This is a genomic window from Pararhizobium sp., assembly GCF_965279435.1.
In the GTDB taxonomy this organism is placed as follows: Bacteria; Pseudomonadota; Alphaproteobacteria; order Rhizobiales; family Rhizobiaceae; genus Pararhizobium.
The window spans coordinates 153699-171023 of record NZ_CBDIHY010000001.1 but is presented as its reverse complement, the minus strand read 5'-3'; the positions used below and the strand labels follow the sequence as shown (position 1 = coordinate 171023).

Here is a 17325-nt window from a genome sequence, read left to right as displayed (position 1 = left end):
TTCAGGTCTGATGCGAGAGTGCCAGGCTTAAGTTAGAGCGAATCGCGCACCCTGTCCCAGGCGTTGAACAAATGCCGGCCGAGAACTTCGGAGAGGCGGCCCTTGTCGCGGGATTCGAGCGCTGTGATCATTTCTTCGTGCTCGCTAACGGCAGCAGCCCATTTTTCCGGGCCCTCATGGCCGATGAAGCGGATGCGCTTCAGCCGGGTCTGCAGCATGGCATGGATATCGATCAGCGAACTGTTCTGCGCAATGCGGACGATCGCGGTGTGGATGTCCTGGTTGAGCTTGTAATATTGCAGGCGGTCTGCGGCCTTGTAGCGGTCGATCATCTCATCGTGCAGTGCCCGCACATGGGCGATTTCCGCGTCGGTCGCCGTTTCGCAGGTCAAACGCCCGGCGAGTTCTTCCAGCGTGCGCAGGACCGTCAGCATGTCGTGGACATCCTTCGGGCTAAACCGCTTCACCACCGCGCCCCGGCTCGGCACCAGTTCCACCAGGCCTTCGCTGGCCAGATACTTAATGGCTTCGCGCAGCGGCGTGCGGGAAACGCCGAGCTGTTCGCCCAGCTGGCCTTCATGCAGGCGAGTGCCGGGCTCCAGGTCGCCTTCGATGATCATGTCGCGCAGGTGATTGACCAGCGTGTCATGCAGCGCGGTGCGCCGGATCGGTCCGGCGCTACCGTCGGCGCGGCGTTGCAGTGAGGATATCTCGTCCATGTCTTTATGCCCGTTCCGCTCTGCCGCGTAAGTTTCTGAATCGTTTTTTAGCGCATTGCGAACATGAAGATTGCCTGATCCAACGTCAACAAAAAATGCTGCATACAGAATACAAAAGACTTGATGCAGAATTATGAATGCCGTATGACGGCTGCAACAGCATGAAGCGGAGGACTTTCATCATGACCCTGAGCGCCAACGATGCGCGTCCTGTCATTGCGCTCGCCATGGGCGATCCGGCAGGCATCAGCCCGGAACTGACCGCCAAGCTTCTTTCGATGGACGATATTCGCGATGCGGCCCATCTGGTGGTGATCGGCGATCGCCGCATCCTCGATGAAGGTGCCGAATGCGCCGGACTGACGCTCGATCTCGCTCCCGCATCGCTTGAGAGTTTTGAAAGTGCTGGCACTGACCGGCATGTTTTCATCGACCTTGCCCATCTCGATCCGGCCGATGTCGATCGCGGCGAGGCAACGCTCGCCGGTGGCACATTCGCCACCACCAATTTCCGGACTGCCCTGCAGTTGGCCGACAAGGGCCGGGCGCAGGCCGTGTGCTTCACGCCCTTCAACAAGAAGGCGATGCGTTTTGCCTATCCGGGCTATGACGACGAAATCCGCTTCGTTGCCGATGTCATCGGCTTCACCGGTAAGGTTCGCGAGTTCAACGTTCTGGAGAAGGTCTGGAACGCGCGTGTTACCTCGCACATTCCACTGTCGGCCGTCGCGGCCAACCTGTCGATCGATGGCATTCTTGCCGAAATCGAGCTGACGCGGCAGTGCCTGAAGGCGGCCGGCTATGACAACCCGCGCATCGCGGTCGCGGGCCTCAATCCGCATGCGGGCGATGGCGGCAGCTTCGGCATGGAAGAAATCGACATCATCGAGCCGGCCGTGCAGTTTGCCCGCCAGCGCGGATGGGATGTCGAAGGTCCCTTCCCGGCCGACACCGTATTCCTGCGGGCGCTGAAGGAAAGTTTCCAAGCGGTTTTGACCATGTATCACGATCAGGGTCAGATCGCGATGAAGATGATGGGCTTCGACAAGGGCGTGACGATGATGGGCGGACTGCCATTCGCTCTGTGCACACCCGCTCACGGCACTGCATACGACATTGCCGGCAAGGGCATTGCCGATGTTGGCGCGAGCCGTGAGGCCGTTCTTCTGGCAGCACGCATGGCGAAGAGAAGTGCGGCGCAGGCCGCCGCTGCCTGAATTCGACCTGTTTTGGTTTCTACCGGCTTGGAGGAGGTCCACGCCGTTCATTCAACGGAGGAGTTTTAGATGAAAACATCAGTCTCAATCGCGTGCATTATGGTTGCCGCATTCGGTGTTGCAGCCCCGGCAATGGCTTTCGAGCCGAACCGCCCGGTCGAGTTCGTCGTCACGGCCGGCCCCGGCGGCGGCACGGACATCTTCGCGCGCACCATCCAGTCGATCATCGCCAAGTATGAATTGATGAATGCGCCTGTCGTCGTCACCAACAAGGGCAGCGCTGGTGGCGCGGAAGGGTTCGTCTATGCGGCTGGCTACAAGGGTGATGCCTACAAGCTCGCCTTCGGCACCAACAACGCCTACCTGTTGCCGGTTCGCGCCAAGGTTCCCTACAAGTCGGAAGACCTGACGCCGGTCGCAGCGCTTGCAGCTGACGAGTTCGTGCTCTGGGTCAACGGCAAGGCCGACATCAATACGGCCGCCGATTTCGTCGCCAAGGCCAAGGAATCCGGCAACTTCAAGGTTGGCGGCAGCCAGTCCAAGGATGTCGACCAGATCCTCACCTCGATGATCAACGATGCGGCGGGTACCAAGCTCGGCTACATCCCGTTCAAGAGCGGTGGCGAAGCAGCCGTTCAGCTGGCCGGTGAGCACATTGCCGCCAACGTCAACAACCCGAGCGAAAACCTCGGTCAGTGGCAGGCCGGCATGGTCAAGCCGGTCTGCGTCTTCAAGTCGGAAAAGCTGAAGAGCGAAGGCAAGGTTGCCGGTGAACAGGGCTGGGGCGATATCCCGACCTGCAAGGAAAGCGGCATCGCCATCGACAACTATTCCATGCCGCGCACCGTCTGGCTGCCGGCTGGCGTCGAACAGGATGTTGTTGATTTCTACGCCGGCGTGCTGAAGAAGGTGTCGGAAACACCGGAATGGGCCAAGTATCTCGCTGATACCTCGCAGTCGGCCGATTATATGAGCGGCACGCAGCTTGCCGATTTCATCAAGACCAACGAGGCTTCGGTGACGCAAGTGCTGAAGCGCGAAGGCTGGCTGGCCAACTGAACCCATTAAGGTTCCCTGCGGACGCTTCGACAGCGTCCGCACCCACCGGAAAGGTTTGAACGATGAGCGAGAACAGCGCCAAGGGATTGTCCCGTTTCGCGATGGAAACCGGCGTCGCCCTGTTGACCGGCGCCTTCGGTGCCGCCGTCTGCTACGGATCGGTCGAGGCGGGAACCGGCTGGACCGACATGGGTCCGGATGCCGGCTACTTCCCCTTCTATATCGGCCTCCTGATCATGTTCGGTAGCGCTGCCAATCTGGCCGCCGCTCTGATCAAGCATCGCGGCAGCGGCGAGATCTTCTTCGAGGCTTCGCGCTTCAAGGTCGTTTTGTCGTTCCTGCTGCCGCTTGTGGCCTTTGCCGCAGTCTCCACCTTTCTCGGTCTCTATGTCGGAACGGCGCTCTATATCGCCGGCGCCATGACTTTCCAGGGCCGCTACAAGTGGTGGATCGGCCTGCCTGCGGGCATCGCCGTCTCGCTTCTCTTCTTCGTCATCTTCGAAATCGGCTTCAAGGTTCCGCTCCTGAAAGGTCCGGTCGAGGCGTGGCTCGGGATCTATTGATCCCGCCGCCTTGTTGTCTTTAGGAGGAAAGACATGGAAAATATCGGTCTGCTGATCGACGGCTTCGGCCATATCCTGAGCTTCAATCATATCCTGCTGATGATGCTCGGCGTGACGCTTGGCATCCTGGTCGGCGTGCTTCCCGGGTTGGGGGCTCCCAACGGTGTGTCGCTGCTTTTGCCGCTGACATTCTCGATGGATCCGATTTCGGCGATCATCCTGTTGTCCTGCATGTACTGGGGTGCGCTGTTCGGCGGCTCGACGACATCCATCCTGTTCAACATCCCGGGCGAACCCTCGTCTGTCGCCACGACGTTTGACGGCTACCCGATGGCGAAATCCGGCCAGGCAAGCCGGGCGCTGACGCTTGCCTTCGTGTCAGCCGGTATCGGCGCGCTTGCCGGCGTCGTGATGATCACGCTTCTGTCCGGCTGGGTTGCCAATTTCGCGCTGCGCTTCTCGTCGCCCGAATATTTCGCCGTCTATTTCCTCGCCTTTGCCAGCTTCATCTCGATGGGCGCGCAATCGCCGTTCAAGACGCTGGTTTCGATGATGCTCGGCTTTGCGCTGGCATCGGTCGGCATGGACACGATCTCCGGCAACCTGCGCCTCACTTTCGATATTCCAGAACTGATCAAGGGCGTTTCCTTCCTGATCGCTGTCATGGGTCTGTTTGGTATCGGCGAGCTGCTGTTGACCACCGAAGAAGGCCTGCGGTTTGAAGGTATCAAGGCCCGCGTCAAGCTTTCCGAGATCGGCCGCACGCTGAGGGAAATGCCGCGCTACTGGTTCACCATCCTGCGCTCGACCATCATCGGCATCTGGATGGGCATCACGCCCGCTGGCCCGACGGCCGCGTCCTTCATGAGCTATGGCGTTGCCCGCCGCTCGGCCCGCGACAAGTCGATGTTCGGCAAGGGTGACCCGCGCGGTATCGTGGCACCGGAAACGGCTGACCATTCCGCCGGCACGTCCGCCCTGCTGCCGATGCTGGCGCTGGGCGTGCCCGGCTCGGCAACCGCCGCCGTCATGATGGGCGGACTGATGATCTGGGGCCTGACGCCCGGTCCGACGCTGTTTACCGACCGTCCGGATTTCGTCTGGGGCCTGATCGCCTCGATGTATCTCGGCAATATCGTCGCGGTCATTCTGGTCCTTGCCACCGTACCGCTCTATGCGTCGATCCTCCGCGTACCGTTTGCCATCATCGGCCCGATCATCGTCGCCGTCATCTTCTCCGGCGCCTATCAGGTGGCCAATTCGGTGATGGATATCTGGCTGGTCATCGCCTTCGGTCTGCTCGGTTATATCTTCAAGAAGCTCGACTATCCGCTGGCACCGCTGGTGCTGGCCATGGTGCTCGGCGACAAGGCCGAGGATGCCTTCCGCCAGTCGATGCTGATGTCCAATGGCGAGCTCTCGATCTTCTGGTCGAACAGCCTTGTCTCCGGTCTGATGGCATTGGGTCTGGCACTGCTTCTCTCGCCGATGGTGTTCTGGCTGATCGGTCTTGTCCGTGGTTCAAAGAAGGAAACCCCGGCATCAGCCGATGATGGAAAAACGGCGGCTTGACCGGCCGCCGCATGTCCCGGAAATTTCAAGGATGAAACCATGACCGCTGAACCGCGCCGATGGAACAGAAACACCTGGCCGATCGCAGCCGCGATGATCCAGTATCCGAACACCCTGCCCGATGGGCGCTCCGTCCAGGACCAGTCCGTCGAGGAATGGGCAGAGACCCTGGCCGATGTCGTCGATGCCGGTTTTACCGAGCTTGACCCGACCGATAGCTGGATCCGGCTTGCTGACCTTTCGCCCGCGCGGCTCGACGCTTTCGTGGCGTTGACGCAATCGCTGGGGCTGACGATGCCGGCGATCTCGACGGCGCGCCGGAGCGTTATCGATGCGACGTTAGGCGACGACTATCTGGCCTATGGTCACCGGGTCATCGATACCGCCAAGGCGATTGGCGCCGGTTCGGTATCCTTCGGCCTGTTCGAGGCACTGACCGATGCGCAGAAGAAGGCGCTGTGGTTCTGGACCGTCGATGGCGCGAAGAACCCGGACGATGCAGCGACATGGAACAAGGCTGTGACGCGCATCCGCGAGCTGGGCCGCCATGCCGAAGAGCTTGGCATCGAGCTGGCGCTGGAAATGTACGAGGATACCTATCTCGGCACGGCGGAAAGCTCGGTCCGCCTCGTCGAGGATATCGGCCTTGCCAATGTCGGCATCAATGCCGATCTCGGCAATCTGATCCGCCTGCACCGGCCGGTCGAGCACTGGCAGGAGATGATGGCCAAGGTCGCTCCCCATGCGAAATACTGGCATGTGAAAAACTACACCCGCACCGAGGATCCGGCGTCCGGCGTCACCGTCACGCATCCGGCGCCGCTGGAGTCTGGTATCATCAATTATCGCGCCGCCATTCGCATGGCGTTGGCCCATGGCTTTTCGAGCCCCTTCCTTTGTGAACATTATGGCGGCGACGGGCTTTCCGTCAGCGCAGCGAATCGCGATTACCTGAGGCGCATCCTGCCTCGCGACCAAGGACAGACGTCATGACCACCATTTTCGATGAGCCAGAGGATTTCGCAACGACCGCTCTTGCAGGATTCGCCGCGATCTACAGCCGCTATGTCCGGCACGTGAAGGGCGGCGTTGTGCGCGCGACCAAAGTGCCGAATGGCAAGGTATCGGTGGTGATCGGTGGTGGCTCCGGCCATTATCCGGCATTTGCCGGTTACGTCGGCCCGGGTCTTGCCGATGCGGCGGTTGCGGGCGACGTGTTCGCCTCTCCTTCGACTGCTGCGGTCGCGCGTGTCTGCCGCCATGCGGATCAGGGCGGCGGCATCCTGCTTGGTTTCGGGAACTACGCCGGTGACGTGCTGAATTTCGGCGTTGCGGCAGAGCGCCTGCGGGCCGAAGGCATCGATGTGCGCATCGTGCCGGTAACCGATGATGTGGCGAGTGCGCCAGCGGATGCGGCCGGCAAACGCCGTGGTATCGCGGGTGATCTCGTTGTCTTCAAGATTGCTGGTGCTGCGGCGGAAGCGGGTATGAACCTCGACGGTGTCGAGCGCGTGGCGCGCCTCGCCAATGACCGTACGGTTTCCTTCGGCGTCGCCTTCAAGGGCTGCACGTTGCCTGGTGCCAACGGCCCGTTGTTCACGGTTCCGCATGGCCAGATGGCGCTGGGCCTCGGCATCCATGGCGAGCCCGGCATCAAGGAAGAAGCAATCGTTCCTGCCAAGGACCTTGCCAAGCTGCTGACGGAAAAGCTGCTGGCCGAGCGTCCGGCCGGGACGACCAAGGTCGGCGTTATCCTCAACGGTCTGGGTGCGACGAAATATGAAGAGCTGTTCGTGCTCTGGACGTCGGTTTCGACACTTCTCCAGGATGCCGGTCTGGATGTCGTGGCGCCGGAAGCCGGCGAATTCGTCACCAGCCTCGATATGCAGGGCTGCTCGCTGACGCTGCTCTGGCTCGATGACGAACTGGAAACGCTGTGGTCTGCGGCCTGTGATACGCCGGTCCTGCGCCGTGGCGCGACGTTTTCGACGGAACCGGCAACCGGTGCGCTTGACGACTTCGAAGGAAAGATGACGTTCGCCCCCGCCTCCGAAGCATCGAAAGAGGCCGGCAAATGCGTGGCTGGCCTGCTCTCGGGTATGGCTGCGGCGTTGAAGGCTGCGGAAGAGGAACTCGGCCGGATCGACGCCCATGCGGGCGATGGCGATCATGGTCAGGGCATGCGCCGGGGTTCGGCTGCAGCACTCGACGCTGCCAATGCTGCCGTTGCTGCTGGCGCTGGCGCCGCAAGTGTTCTGGCCGGTGCCGGTGATGCCTGGGCTGACCGGGCTGGCGGAACATCGGGTGCAATTTGGGGCCTGCTGCTGCGGTCGTGGAGCAATGCGCTGAGCGACAGTGACGCGATCGAGAAGGATGCGGCCGTCAAGGGCGCCCGGCTTGCGCTCGAAGGCGTCACCCGGCTTGGCCGCGCGCGTCTTGGCGACAAGACGCTGGTCGATGCGCTGATCCCGTTTGTCGAGACGCTGGAGCGTGAGGCAGCTTTGGGAAAATCGCTACCGGAAGCCTGGTCGCTGGCGGCAGACGCTGCAAAATCTGCTGCCGACGCGACCTCTGCCCTGACCCCGAAACTCGGTCGCGCCCGGCCGCTGGCTGAAAAAAGCATCGGCCATCCCGATGCCGGAGCGGTATCTCTGGCGCTCGTGGCGCGGGTGGCAGCCGACTATATTTCCGAGTCCGGCGCGAAGTAAATCGGACCATATCGACTTCGGCCGGCCATGACGAATGCATGGCCGGCCGTTGCCGTTTAAAGCCCGGCGCTTCTAATTTCGTTGCGCCAATTCCTTGTCGACAGCGGAAACAAGGCGTCCGTCCTCAGCCGTGACATCGGGTGAAAAGCGGGCTGCGACCTTGCCGTCACGGCCGATCAGGAATTTTTCGAAGTTCCACAGCACATCGGCTTTGTTGTCCGGCTCGACGCCATAGCCTTTCAGCCGGTCGCGCATAGGGCCTTCGCCGATCGCGTCAGGCGCAGTCGCCGTCAGGCTGCGATAGAGCGGATGAGCCGCCGCCCCCTTGACGGAAATCTTTGAGAAAATGGGGAACTGCACGTCGTAGGTGCTGGTGCAGAATTCGACGATCTCGGCTTCGGTTCCGGGTTCCTGCTCCATGAAATCATTGGCCGGAAAGGCAAGCACGACGAGCCCTGCGTCGCGCTTGGCTTCATAGAGCTTTTCGAGGCCTTCATACTGTACCGTCAGGCCACATTTTGAGGCGACGTTGACGACCAGCATCACGCGTCCACGAAACTCGGCGAGTGTTGTCTGACGGCCGTCAGCAGTCTTGACCGAAATATCCAAAGGGGAAGATGTCACGTTGTCCACTCCGCTCCCTGATGGCGACAGCGGAAAGCCGGGGGGAGCCTTTTGTCCCGGTCAATTCTTGTCGTTGAATATCTGGTAGAGAATGCCAAGTCCACGCTGGCCGTCGCGATTGCCGATGGCAGCCAGCGCCTCGAACACCCGCCGCGCGTCGGCGTAGCGCTTCAGCCGGAGATAGGCATAGCCGCGCAGAGACAGAAGGTCGGTTCTTTCGGGGGCTATCTGCTTCAACTGGTCGAGAATAAGCAGCGCTTCCCGGGCGCGGCCGCCGTCAAAGGCCGCCACGGCCTTGTCGGCGAGGATGGCCTGCTGCAGTTCGAAAGCGCGTTGGCGGTTCTGCGGCGCCTTGACTGCCGAGACCGCAGCCTTGCCGGATAGGCCGGCGCGCAAATAGGCGAGACTTTGGCCGTAAGCTGCGTCCTCGCGGGTTTTTGCCGATGAACCGAGCATGCCAACTTCGAACGCAGCGGCAGCTTCGATTGGCCTGTTGCGCTCCATCAGGCACCAGCCGCGCGTCAAGGCGGCTTCAGGTGCGAGGGTTTGTGGGTTGATGGTGGACTTGCAGCCCCGATCGGCCGCGACGGTCCTGCGCGGGCGTGTCATGACGACCTGTTCCGGCTGGACGTCTTCTACCTCTTGCAAAACCCGTGTGGTGCGCGGCTGCCGTTGAACGAGGACAGTTTCATTCGCTACCCGCTGTTGTTTGCTTGCCGTTTCCGGCTCTTCGACTTCACCGACCCTGGCAATGCGTTCCGACCGTCCGGCCCACAGGCGTTGTATCTCGCTCAGGCCCTTCAAATCTTCCAGCTGCAGATAGGTGACGGCCAGTCCATAGGCGGACGGTTCGTCGTCGAGCTTCCAGTTGAGTGCGGTCCGGAACCACTGCAGGGCAGTTTGCGGCTGGTTCAGCGCGCGCGCGTACCAACCAAACTGCTGGGCGGTTGACGCATCGCGCGATTTTATCACCTCTGTGGCGATCCGCTTCAACACGTCGCCTGAGATGGGAACCGGTGGCTCAAGCGCCAGCAGGTTGGCTGTGGCTGCGAGATAGACAGCCTTTGCCTCCTTGGAATCGTCACGCCAGCGATACATTGTGTCTTCGGCGGCAAGCTGATCGTTGCGGTCGATCAAGGCGAGCGCCAGACCCTGCGATGCAGACGCCGTATCTTCCTTGTCACGTGCCTTGCGGAACCATTTTTCCGCCGCTTCCATGTCCCCACGCGGCAGGTAATACCAACCCAGCAACAGGGCATCGGAGGCAAGGCCACCCGTCTCGGCTAAACGCTCGACGCGCGACAGATATTGCGGCGGGACGACGAGCTTGCCGTCGGCATTGGCTTCGGCGACAAACCGGCGCGCGAGATCGTCGCGAATGCTGTCGAATTCCATCGTGCCGTCAGGCGCCGTCTTTTCCTTAGCGAGAAGATCTTCGACGCTCTTGGCGGGAAGAATGGCAGCCGCCTTTTGAACCGTGGCAAGGCGCTCGGCTGCATTCTGGCAATTGTTCAGGATATAGGAATAGGCATCCGTCGCGCGCTGTGCCTTGTCGGTACGGAAGAAGGCCTCGGCCACGCGCCAAAGGACATCGACTTCGCTGCAGGTGAGAAGGCTTGGTGTTTCCGAACCGATCCGCACGACGGTTTCGTATTGTTTCAGGTCCGAGGCGTTGATCAGCCGCGCACGGGCTTCGGCAACGGTCAACCTGTCGATCAGGTCCGCCGGCGGTTTCCATGCGGGTTCAGCGACCTGACGTTCGGCAATGGCCTTGCGGACTTCGGGATAGCGGGCTTGCGCATAGAGGTCCCACATCGTCTCCAGCTGCTTGTCCTCGTTTTGAGGAACAGCCAGCGGATCCTTCGGCGGTACCCAATCCGGATAGAGCGCCTTCAAACGCGAGATTTCTGCCTGCAGCCGTGCCGTATCACCACGGCTGGCAAAATAACGCAACGCGCTTTCGTCGACCGTTGCCGTCGTTGCTGCAGTCACCACCGTGTCGAGCACCGGCCGGGCAGAGCGCTTGATTTCCCGGAATACCGGTGTGTTTGCGCCAGCGATGCCGGTATCCGCTTGCTGAGCCAGGCGGGATGATCGCGCAATAGGTTCTTCAGCATCCGCCAGCGAAAGGGATTGCATCGCATGCTTTATATAGTCGGGCTTGTTCATCCCGACGATACCGATGGCGACGACCGCTGCTGACAATGCGATGAAGGTCGACTTCATGAGCACTCCGGCTGCTGAGCAGCTATAAATGATAGCCCCAGCAAATGGAGCGTCGAAGGATAATAGCGGGTCGGCACGAATTGGTTCAAATCGTCGGGCACCGCTGTCTTATCCACCACACAGGCCAGAATATGGTTAATTATTCGATAACCGGGATCGGCAAGGTTGTCCTTCGCTGAACCGGAGACTGTATCTATGATTGTGTATTCTCCGTTTGCACCGGATGTTCCCCGCATCAGGCGCGTCAACAGATCGCGATCCGTTACACCCCCGCGCACGAGGTAAAGCGGTATGCGCAGGGCGTTGTATCCGAATTCGGCAGGAAAGCCCGTTGCGGGACCTGGCGGTGGTTTCAGGGAAACCCAATCGGAAGGAAGTTGTTTCGGGCCAAAGCGAAGTTCGCCGAGAATGGCAATGCCATCCGTACGCAGTTTTGCCCAGACCGGCGATGGCGCCAATTGGTCAAGCACCGGAAAGGCTTCGAATACCCAGTAAGAAGGATTGATGACAGGACCATCGTCACGGTCTTTGGCCGAAAAGCCTGTGGCGGCCGGTAGAAGCAGGGTTCGCCCTGAAATTTGAATGACGGTTTTTTCGAGGATGGCGCGCGCGATGCTGGCGCCATTCTTGATGTAGTCCGGCCGGTTCCATTGTTTTCCGGCCAAACCCAGCGCGTAGGCAATCAGGATATCACCATCCGTCGCATTGTTGATGTCGGTGACATGCGGCTTGGTGGCAGGGTTCCATTTCCACGCAGCCAGACCATCGCTGCGCAACAGCAGTTCGGTGCGGGTAAAGGACCAGATCAGTTCGAAATCTGCGGGGCTATTGGCAAGCACGGAGAGCAACAGCCCGTAGCCCTGCCCTTCGCTATGGCTGATATCGCCGTTGGCATCATCGATGATCCGGCCGCCGGGATCGAGAAATTTGGACTTGTAGGTTTGCCAGGCCTCGGCGGCGATCAAAGGCTGCTGCGCGTTTACCGGAGCACTCGCCAGACAGAAGCTGAAAAGTCCTGCAAGAAAAGCCGCCAGCAGTTTTCCTCTCATTGTCGCCGTCCGAGATTACTGAGCATCGTCGCGGTCGCCAATCCCAATACAACGGCAAGCACGGCGAGCAGAACCGCGTAGGACAGGATATTCGTCGACAACCAGTTGGCGGCGATCAGCCGATAATTGGAAAATGATCCGGCCTGGGTCGGTATGAACTGGAAGCTATTCACCGGCACCGTCTGCACGGTTTTGGTGCCACCCTCATATGTGGAAATGCGCCCGTCAAGCTGCGACCAATTCGCCTGCCCGCTCAGGGCTTGCATGCTGTCGCGCAGATCCTTGCCGGTCGGTGCTGCCACTACGGTCCATGTTCCCGTCCCATCGGGGCTGGATGCTTGCGCCATGAGCAACGATGCCTCGCTCGATGGCATGAAGCTGCTTTCTGATCTCGGCGCAAAACGCAGGGATGTCAGAGTGATGTCAAAATTCTGCTTCAGCCACCCTTCAAGAGCGCTGATCTGGCCGCTGAACAAGCCACCTTTCAATTTGTCGCGCCACTCATCATAGGCGGCCTGCGTGTCGACACCCTGGGCCTGGGCGCCGGTATTCGGCCCCCACGTGTTGCGGCTCGCTTCCGAGATGTTCATCTGGGCGAATACCGACGGTGGCATCTGCGACAGCGAACCGATGAAGATTGCACTTCTGTTGCCGATCAATGCCGGAGACGCCACCGTCTCGACAGCCAGTGGATGCCCAGCGCCGGCGGCAAGCCGTCCGAGGAATGTCGCCGCAGCAGAAAGCGTGTTGGTATCGATGCGATCCATGAACAGCGGAATAGGATCATCTCCTCTGTTGTAGGGCGCTCCCGTTCCTGCTGTCGCTGCCAGATTGGGCAGTTGGCCGACGCGGGCGAAGTCCGGCATGTGAAATTCGGACGTGTCGAACAGCGCAAAGCGTGGTTCATCCGTGCCGGTTGCTCCGGGCGCGCAGACCTTGTCACTTTCGGTTTCCAGGATGGCTTCGATTGCGATCGTATTCACGCCCGGCCGAAAATGCCGCATCGTCACGTTGATCGGCAGGTGACGAAGAAGCCCGCCGCCGGACGAGGTGATCGGCACCGTAGAAGCGATGCTATCGTTGACGTAGATATCGATATGGCTGCCCGGCAGGACGGCATCGGTATAGGCCGCGTCCAGAAGGATCACCGCCTCGCCATAGGCGGCGGCATAAAAGTCTGAAGGAATACCGACGGTAAAATCTGTGCGGAAACGCCTGCCGGAGAATTGCTCGGTCTTCAGCCCCAGTTGCGAAAAAGGAAGCCGGGTATCGGAAAACAGGAACGGTGCATCCGGAGCGCGCCAGCGTTGCGTGGTGATCACGTCGCGGCGAACCGGCCCGGCGACATCGGTCGGGGCGACAATGCTCTCGATCGCGCTGCGGATCGCCTGCCATGTCGGGCCGGTAATCACCAGAACCGGCAATCCGGTTTTCGCGTCCTGAACGAAACCGGCAACCGGTGCCGAAGCCGCGCCATCCGGCAGGGACGGAAACAGCGGCGACAGCTCGGCGGGTGTGCCGACGAGAACGGTCATTTCTCCGGGCCCGGATGGCGCCACCTTGTTCGTCTCGAACGAAAAGGATTGGTTCGGCATATCGGCGAGAACCGCCAGGCCCTGCGCAAGCCGCATCAGCGGGACGGTCGAGCCGGGCTGTTCCAGCTCCGGGACAACAAAGTTAAACCGGGTAAGGCCGCTCTCATCGACGCCGATAGCCCTGATGTCATCAAGGCTCTGCATCGTCAGCCGGTCGTTGCCGGCAAAGCTCAGATAGGTTTTTTCCGCATCGATGTTCGACCAGAGTTCATAGGTCGATTGAACGGAGCAGTCGGTGCGGTGACGCTGGTCGGAGCGCAGGCGGATCAGGTTCGATCCCGGCTTCAGCAGGTCCTTGGGAAGAGTGAGGCTGAGATCGGAGATGGATTCCGGCGAGCGGATGGCCTCCTCGGCAATTTTCGTATTGTTTACCTCAACGGTCAGGCGGGACGTTTCGGGGGCCACGAAAATCGAATTCTGGTAACCGAGGTTGAGCTTCGTCCCTGTCGCCGCCTGCTGCGGGGTGAGGTAGACAGACCACAGCCGATCCTCGAATTCCCCCGTCAGCCCAAGACTGCCTTCCGGAAGAACATAGCGCTGGAAGGGCACTGTCTCGACCGCTTCGGCAACAGGTGCGACGGTGACCGGCTGGACGTTGGACGGAGCTTTTCCCTGATCTTCGGTTGGGGTTGTGACGGCGGGACTGTCCGATGCCGGGCGCTCCGGCGTCATATCGAAAGGCACCGTCTGGGCGTGGATCGAGCCAGCCGGCAACGCCAGCAGGGTGAGAGCAAGGATGACAGCCTTCGTCATTTTTTCGCTCCCGCAGAAGCCCGGGGCTTGCCGCCTGCCCCGCGGTTGCTGAAGAAATAGGCCAGCCCACGGCTGGTTTGATAGAAAGCCAGCCCAAAAAACCAGAGCGTGCCACGGAAAAGGCCGGGATTGCCGCGACGCGACAACTGGAATTCCGTCCATTGCTGCGAATTTGCGAAAATCAGGTCGGCGACAAGACTGTGGTCACGTGCGGCTTCCGGCAGGTATTGGCACCCCATCGTGACGATATCGCCATCGACCTGCGTGTTGCGGACGGCGACCGGAAGGATTTCTGCGATCTCGCGGCCGTGGGGCGTGAAACGGATCAGGCCGCGTGTGTCGACCGCGGGTGATCCGATCGTCTTTGCATAGACATTGATACGGGCACCATAGACCGAAACGTCATCGATCGTTGCCGGATACCAGTGCTCGCCGAGGCCGAATTCGCACTGGCGCGTGACCTTGACGCGCCGCGTTGCCGACAATTCACCGCGCTCTGAAACAACGCCGAGCGCGCATCCCGCAAGGATAAGGTTGAGCAGGTTCCAGCCGCCGACGACGAGCGTGACATCCGCCTTAAACGGTTCGGTATAGACACGGTAGATGGTTACCAACAGGGCGAGCAACAGAACGGCAAAGATAATGAAGAACGGCCTGCTGATTTCGGACAGGCGGCTGACCAGAACGGATTCGTCCTTGGCCGTCACCTTGAAGCTCGGCTTTCTCGGGTTGACGATTGCCGAGACGACCGCAGGCAGGAGATGAACCGTCTGGACATATTCATATAGTTCTGAGATCCATGGCCAGCGGAACGAACCGTACAGATAGTTCTGCATCATCAGGTTCACGAGCATATAGGCAAGTGTGTAGCCCAGAAACTCGCCACCAGATGCGGTGAAGATTTCCAGATCGAAGAACAGGTAACAGAGCGGCGCGAACAGGAAGATCGTCCGGGGAAACGGAAAGAGCCAGAACAATGTCGACGACATGTAGCAAAGGCGCTGCGGGATCGACAGGCCGCGCTTCAAGGGCGGGAATTTGAACCGTAGGATCTGCATCATGCCTTGTGCCCAACGGCTGCGCTGGCCGATGAAGCTGGCAAAGGTCGCAGGCTGCAGCCCGGCAATCAGCGGCCGGTCGACATAGACGCTGTTCCAGCCGCTGGCATGCAGATCGATCGCGGTTTCGCAGTCTTCCGTAATGCTGACGCCGCTGAAGCCGCCGGTCTGGTCGAGCGCCTGGCGGCGCAAAACCGCGGCCGAGCCGCAGAAGAATGAGGCATTCCACTTGTCGAGGCCACGCTGGATGATGCCGTAGAACATCTCGTTCTCGCTGGGCATCTTTTCGAAGGTCCGCAGATTGCGCTCGACCGGATCGGGATTGAGAAAGAAATGTGGCGTCTGAACCAGGAATAGTTTCGGGTCATCCTCGAAATAGCCGACAGTTTCTCGCAGGAAGTCGCGCGCCGGCGCATGGTCGGCATCGAAGACGGCGATCAACTCGCCTTGGGAATGCTTCATGCCGTTGTTGAGATTGCCTGCCTTGGCATGCTCGTTGCGGTCGCGCGTCAGATACTTGACGTCAAGATCGGCGCAGAGGGTCTGAAGCTCCTGATGCCGGGACTTAGCCGTCTGGCTTTCGAGAAGGTTTGCCGAGGTGCGTTTCTGCAGGGTGCCGCCATCATCGAGCAGCCAGACTGTCAGCTTGTCGGCAGGGTAGTCCATGGCTTTTGCAGCGGCCAGTGTATTGGCAAGCAGATGCGAGTCTTCGTTGTAGGTCGGTACGTAGACATCGACGCTCGGATATTTACCTTCCGAGGCGGCCCGCGACGGGCGCGACGGCAGCGGCATGGCGACGACGAAGAGGCTGAGCGCCAGCATCATCACGCTGTACATTTCGGCCAGATAGAGCAGGAAACCGGGAATGAAGTTTTCCAACTGGTTGACCGGGGGCAGCGTGCTGGTGGTGCGCCAGTAGACGTAGCGCATCACGATTGCGGTACCGAACGCAAGCGCCGTCAGACGCCACGTACCCTCCGCCTTCAGAATCTTGAGCACGGCCATGAACGTGACGACGGCGATGCTGGCGATCAACTGGGTCTGCAGGTTGATCGGCAGGGTGACCAGCGCGATGACGCAAAGGGAAGCAATTCCCCAGAAAAGAATGATACTCGCCTTGCGCATGATTGGTGCCCTTCAGGAGGCCACCCGGTGACATGCAGATGCCGACGGAAGCCCTCAAAACGCCATGGTCAACTCAAACTGCAATCGGCAATTTGGATCATGCCGACGTTACTTGCATTGTCCGGCACCCGCTGACTGGTTCACACAATCGGGGGAAGGAACAACGATCCCACTCATATCCCCCGTTGTTGGTAAAGGAATGGTTTCTTCCGGCGCCGGTTGTTTGATCGGCGCGACTTTTTCCGTTGCGACAACGACCTGCCGGAACTGCACGACTGGGCGTACCCTCTCGGCTTCGACAGCCGGCATCATATTGTCGCGCGCGTCATTCGGCTTGGGATAGATGGGGTTTCCAGTCCGCCCCAGCGTCGGATCAACGCTCGGGGGCTCGCCATAGGGGTTCCAACCCGCAGCATTGAAGGCACCACGGATCGTGTAGCCATACATATTGCTGACCAGTTTTTCTTCGCTGGCGTTCTCTTCGCAGAGCCGCAGGCGAACCTGGATCGTGCCACGGTTTTGAAAGGCCGATCTCGCGTCCTCGGGCGAACGGATTTGCTGCCAGGCATAAAGGCACGCATCGCTGCCACTGCCGCGGCCATAGGCGTAGCTGAAGGGACCGTAATTGTTCTGCAGGTAAATCGGCGATTGCCTCAGTGCTACGCCGGGAAGTTCACGGCGCATTTCCTTGGCAATTTCGCTGGCCCGCACGGATGAATAACCAAGCGACTTCGTCCCTTCGAAATTTGATCCGACGGGACCGAACAATCGTACGCGCAGGACATTCTGGCCGGGCGTGGACGCGGATGTGAACAGGAAAATATCCTGCTGTGTCGCATTGCTGAAATTGCGCTGGACGATATTGACGATGGCTGGTCCGCCAGGACCTGGCAGGGCATACGCTGTGTCGTCGGGCACGGTGGTCGCGGTATCGGACAACTTCACGCCGTCGCGCACGCCACAGCCTGCGAGACCAAGCGTCAGGACGATGCCGGCAAGCGTAAATCGAATGGCTGGGGTTCGCGAGAAAGACAATATGCCTCCGTCAATTTCTCCG

The 17325-nt window shown here is 60.3% G+C and carries 13 protein-coding genes; 6 read left to right on the top strand and 7 right to left on the bottom strand.

Annotated elements, in window-relative coordinates:
- Nucleotides 1-32: 32 nt before the first annotated feature.
- A complete protein-coding gene (locus tag ACQY8Q_RS00755; protein ID WP_428423658.1) occupies nucleotides 33-719 on the bottom strand; it encodes a GntR family transcriptional regulator in 687 nt (228 codons plus the stop codon).
- A gap of 182 nt (nucleotides 720-901) precedes the next feature.
- Here ACQY8Q_RS00755 and ACQY8Q_RS00750 point away from each other — a divergent pair, with 182 nt between their 5' ends.
- From ACQY8Q_RS00750 to ACQY8Q_RS00725, 6 genes are all read left to right on the top strand, one after another.
- Nucleotides 902-1936, top strand: a complete 1035-nt coding sequence (locus ACQY8Q_RS00750; protein ID WP_428423656.1) for a 4-hydroxythreonine-4-phosphate dehydrogenase PdxA — start codon at nucleotides 902-904, stop codon at nucleotides 1934-1936.
- A gap of 69 nt (nucleotides 1937-2005) precedes the next feature.
- The gene (locus ACQY8Q_RS00745; RefSeq protein ID WP_428423654.1) at nucleotides 2006-2995 is read left to right on the top strand and encodes a Bug family tripartite tricarboxylate transporter substrate binding protein; all 990 of its coding nucleotides are present in this window, start codon (nucleotides 2006-2008) and stop codon (nucleotides 2993-2995) included.
- A gap of 62 nt (nucleotides 2996-3057) precedes the next feature.
- Nucleotides 3058-3558, top strand: coding sequence for a tripartite tricarboxylate transporter TctB family protein (locus ACQY8Q_RS00740; protein WP_428423652.1), 501 nt, complete (start codon nucleotides 3058-3060; stop codon nucleotides 3556-3558).
- Between the two features lie 33 nt (nucleotides 3559-3591).
- On the top strand, nucleotides 3592-5130 hold the full coding sequence (locus tag ACQY8Q_RS00735; protein ID WP_428423650.1) for a tripartite tricarboxylate transporter permease: 1539 nt from the start codon (nucleotides 3592-3594) through the stop codon (nucleotides 5128-5130).
- A 39-nt stretch (nucleotides 5131-5169) separates the two neighbouring features.
- Nucleotides 5170-6123: a sugar phosphate isomerase/epimerase family protein gene (locus tag ACQY8Q_RS00730; RefSeq protein WP_428423648.1), complete on the top strand. Its 954-nt coding sequence runs from the start codon at nucleotides 5170-5172 to the stop codon at nucleotides 6121-6123.
- Nucleotides 6120-7838 (top strand): dihydroxyacetone kinase family protein, encoded by a 1719-nt coding sequence (locus ACQY8Q_RS00725; RefSeq protein ID WP_428423646.1) that lies wholly within the window; start codon nucleotides 6120-6122, stop codon nucleotides 7836-7838. The genes ACQY8Q_RS00730 and ACQY8Q_RS00725 overlap by 4 nt, the downstream gene beginning before the upstream one ends.
- Nucleotides 7839-7910: 72 nt before the next feature.
- Here ACQY8Q_RS00725 and ACQY8Q_RS00720 read toward each other — a convergent pair whose 3' ends face one another.
- The 6 genes from ACQY8Q_RS00720 to bcsN all read right to left on the bottom strand — a co-directional run bounded on the left by ACQY8Q_RS00720 (nucleotide 7911) and on the right by bcsN (nucleotide 17303).
- Nucleotides 7911-8462, bottom strand: coding sequence for a glutathione peroxidase (locus tag ACQY8Q_RS00720; RefSeq protein ID WP_428423644.1), 552 nt, complete (start codon nucleotides 8460-8462; stop codon nucleotides 7911-7913).
- A 60-nt stretch (nucleotides 8463-8522) separates the two neighbouring features.
- Nucleotides 8523-10688, bottom strand: a complete 2166-nt coding sequence (locus ACQY8Q_RS00715; protein WP_428423642.1) for a cellulose synthase — start codon at nucleotides 10686-10688, stop codon at nucleotides 8523-8525.
- Complete coding sequence (locus ACQY8Q_RS00710; RefSeq protein WP_428423640.1) at nucleotides 10685-11737, bottom strand: glycosyl hydrolase family 8; 1053 nt, start codon at nucleotides 11735-11737, stop codon at nucleotides 10685-10687. Before ACQY8Q_RS00710 ends, ACQY8Q_RS00715 begins: the two co-directional genes overlap by 4 nt.
- On the bottom strand, nucleotides 11734-14085 hold the full coding sequence (locus tag ACQY8Q_RS00705) for a cellulose biosynthesis cyclic di-GMP-binding regulatory protein BcsB (protein WP_428423638.1): 2352 nt from the start codon (nucleotides 14083-14085) through the stop codon (nucleotides 11734-11736). Before ACQY8Q_RS00705 ends, ACQY8Q_RS00710 begins: the two co-directional genes overlap by 4 nt.
- Entirely contained in the window at nucleotides 14082-16268 is a 2187-nt protein-coding gene (gene bcsA, locus ACQY8Q_RS00700) for a UDP-forming cellulose synthase catalytic subunit (RefSeq protein ID WP_428423636.1), read from the bottom strand. Before bcsA ends, ACQY8Q_RS00705 begins: the two co-directional genes overlap by 4 nt.
- 108 nt (nucleotides 16269-16376) lie before the next feature.
- Nucleotides 16377-17303: a cellulose biosynthesis protein BcsN gene (gene bcsN / locus ACQY8Q_RS00695; protein WP_428423634.1), complete on the bottom strand. Its 927-nt coding sequence runs from the start codon at nucleotides 17301-17303 to the stop codon at nucleotides 16377-16379.
- Between the last annotated feature and the right edge of the window lie 22 nt (nucleotides 17304-17325).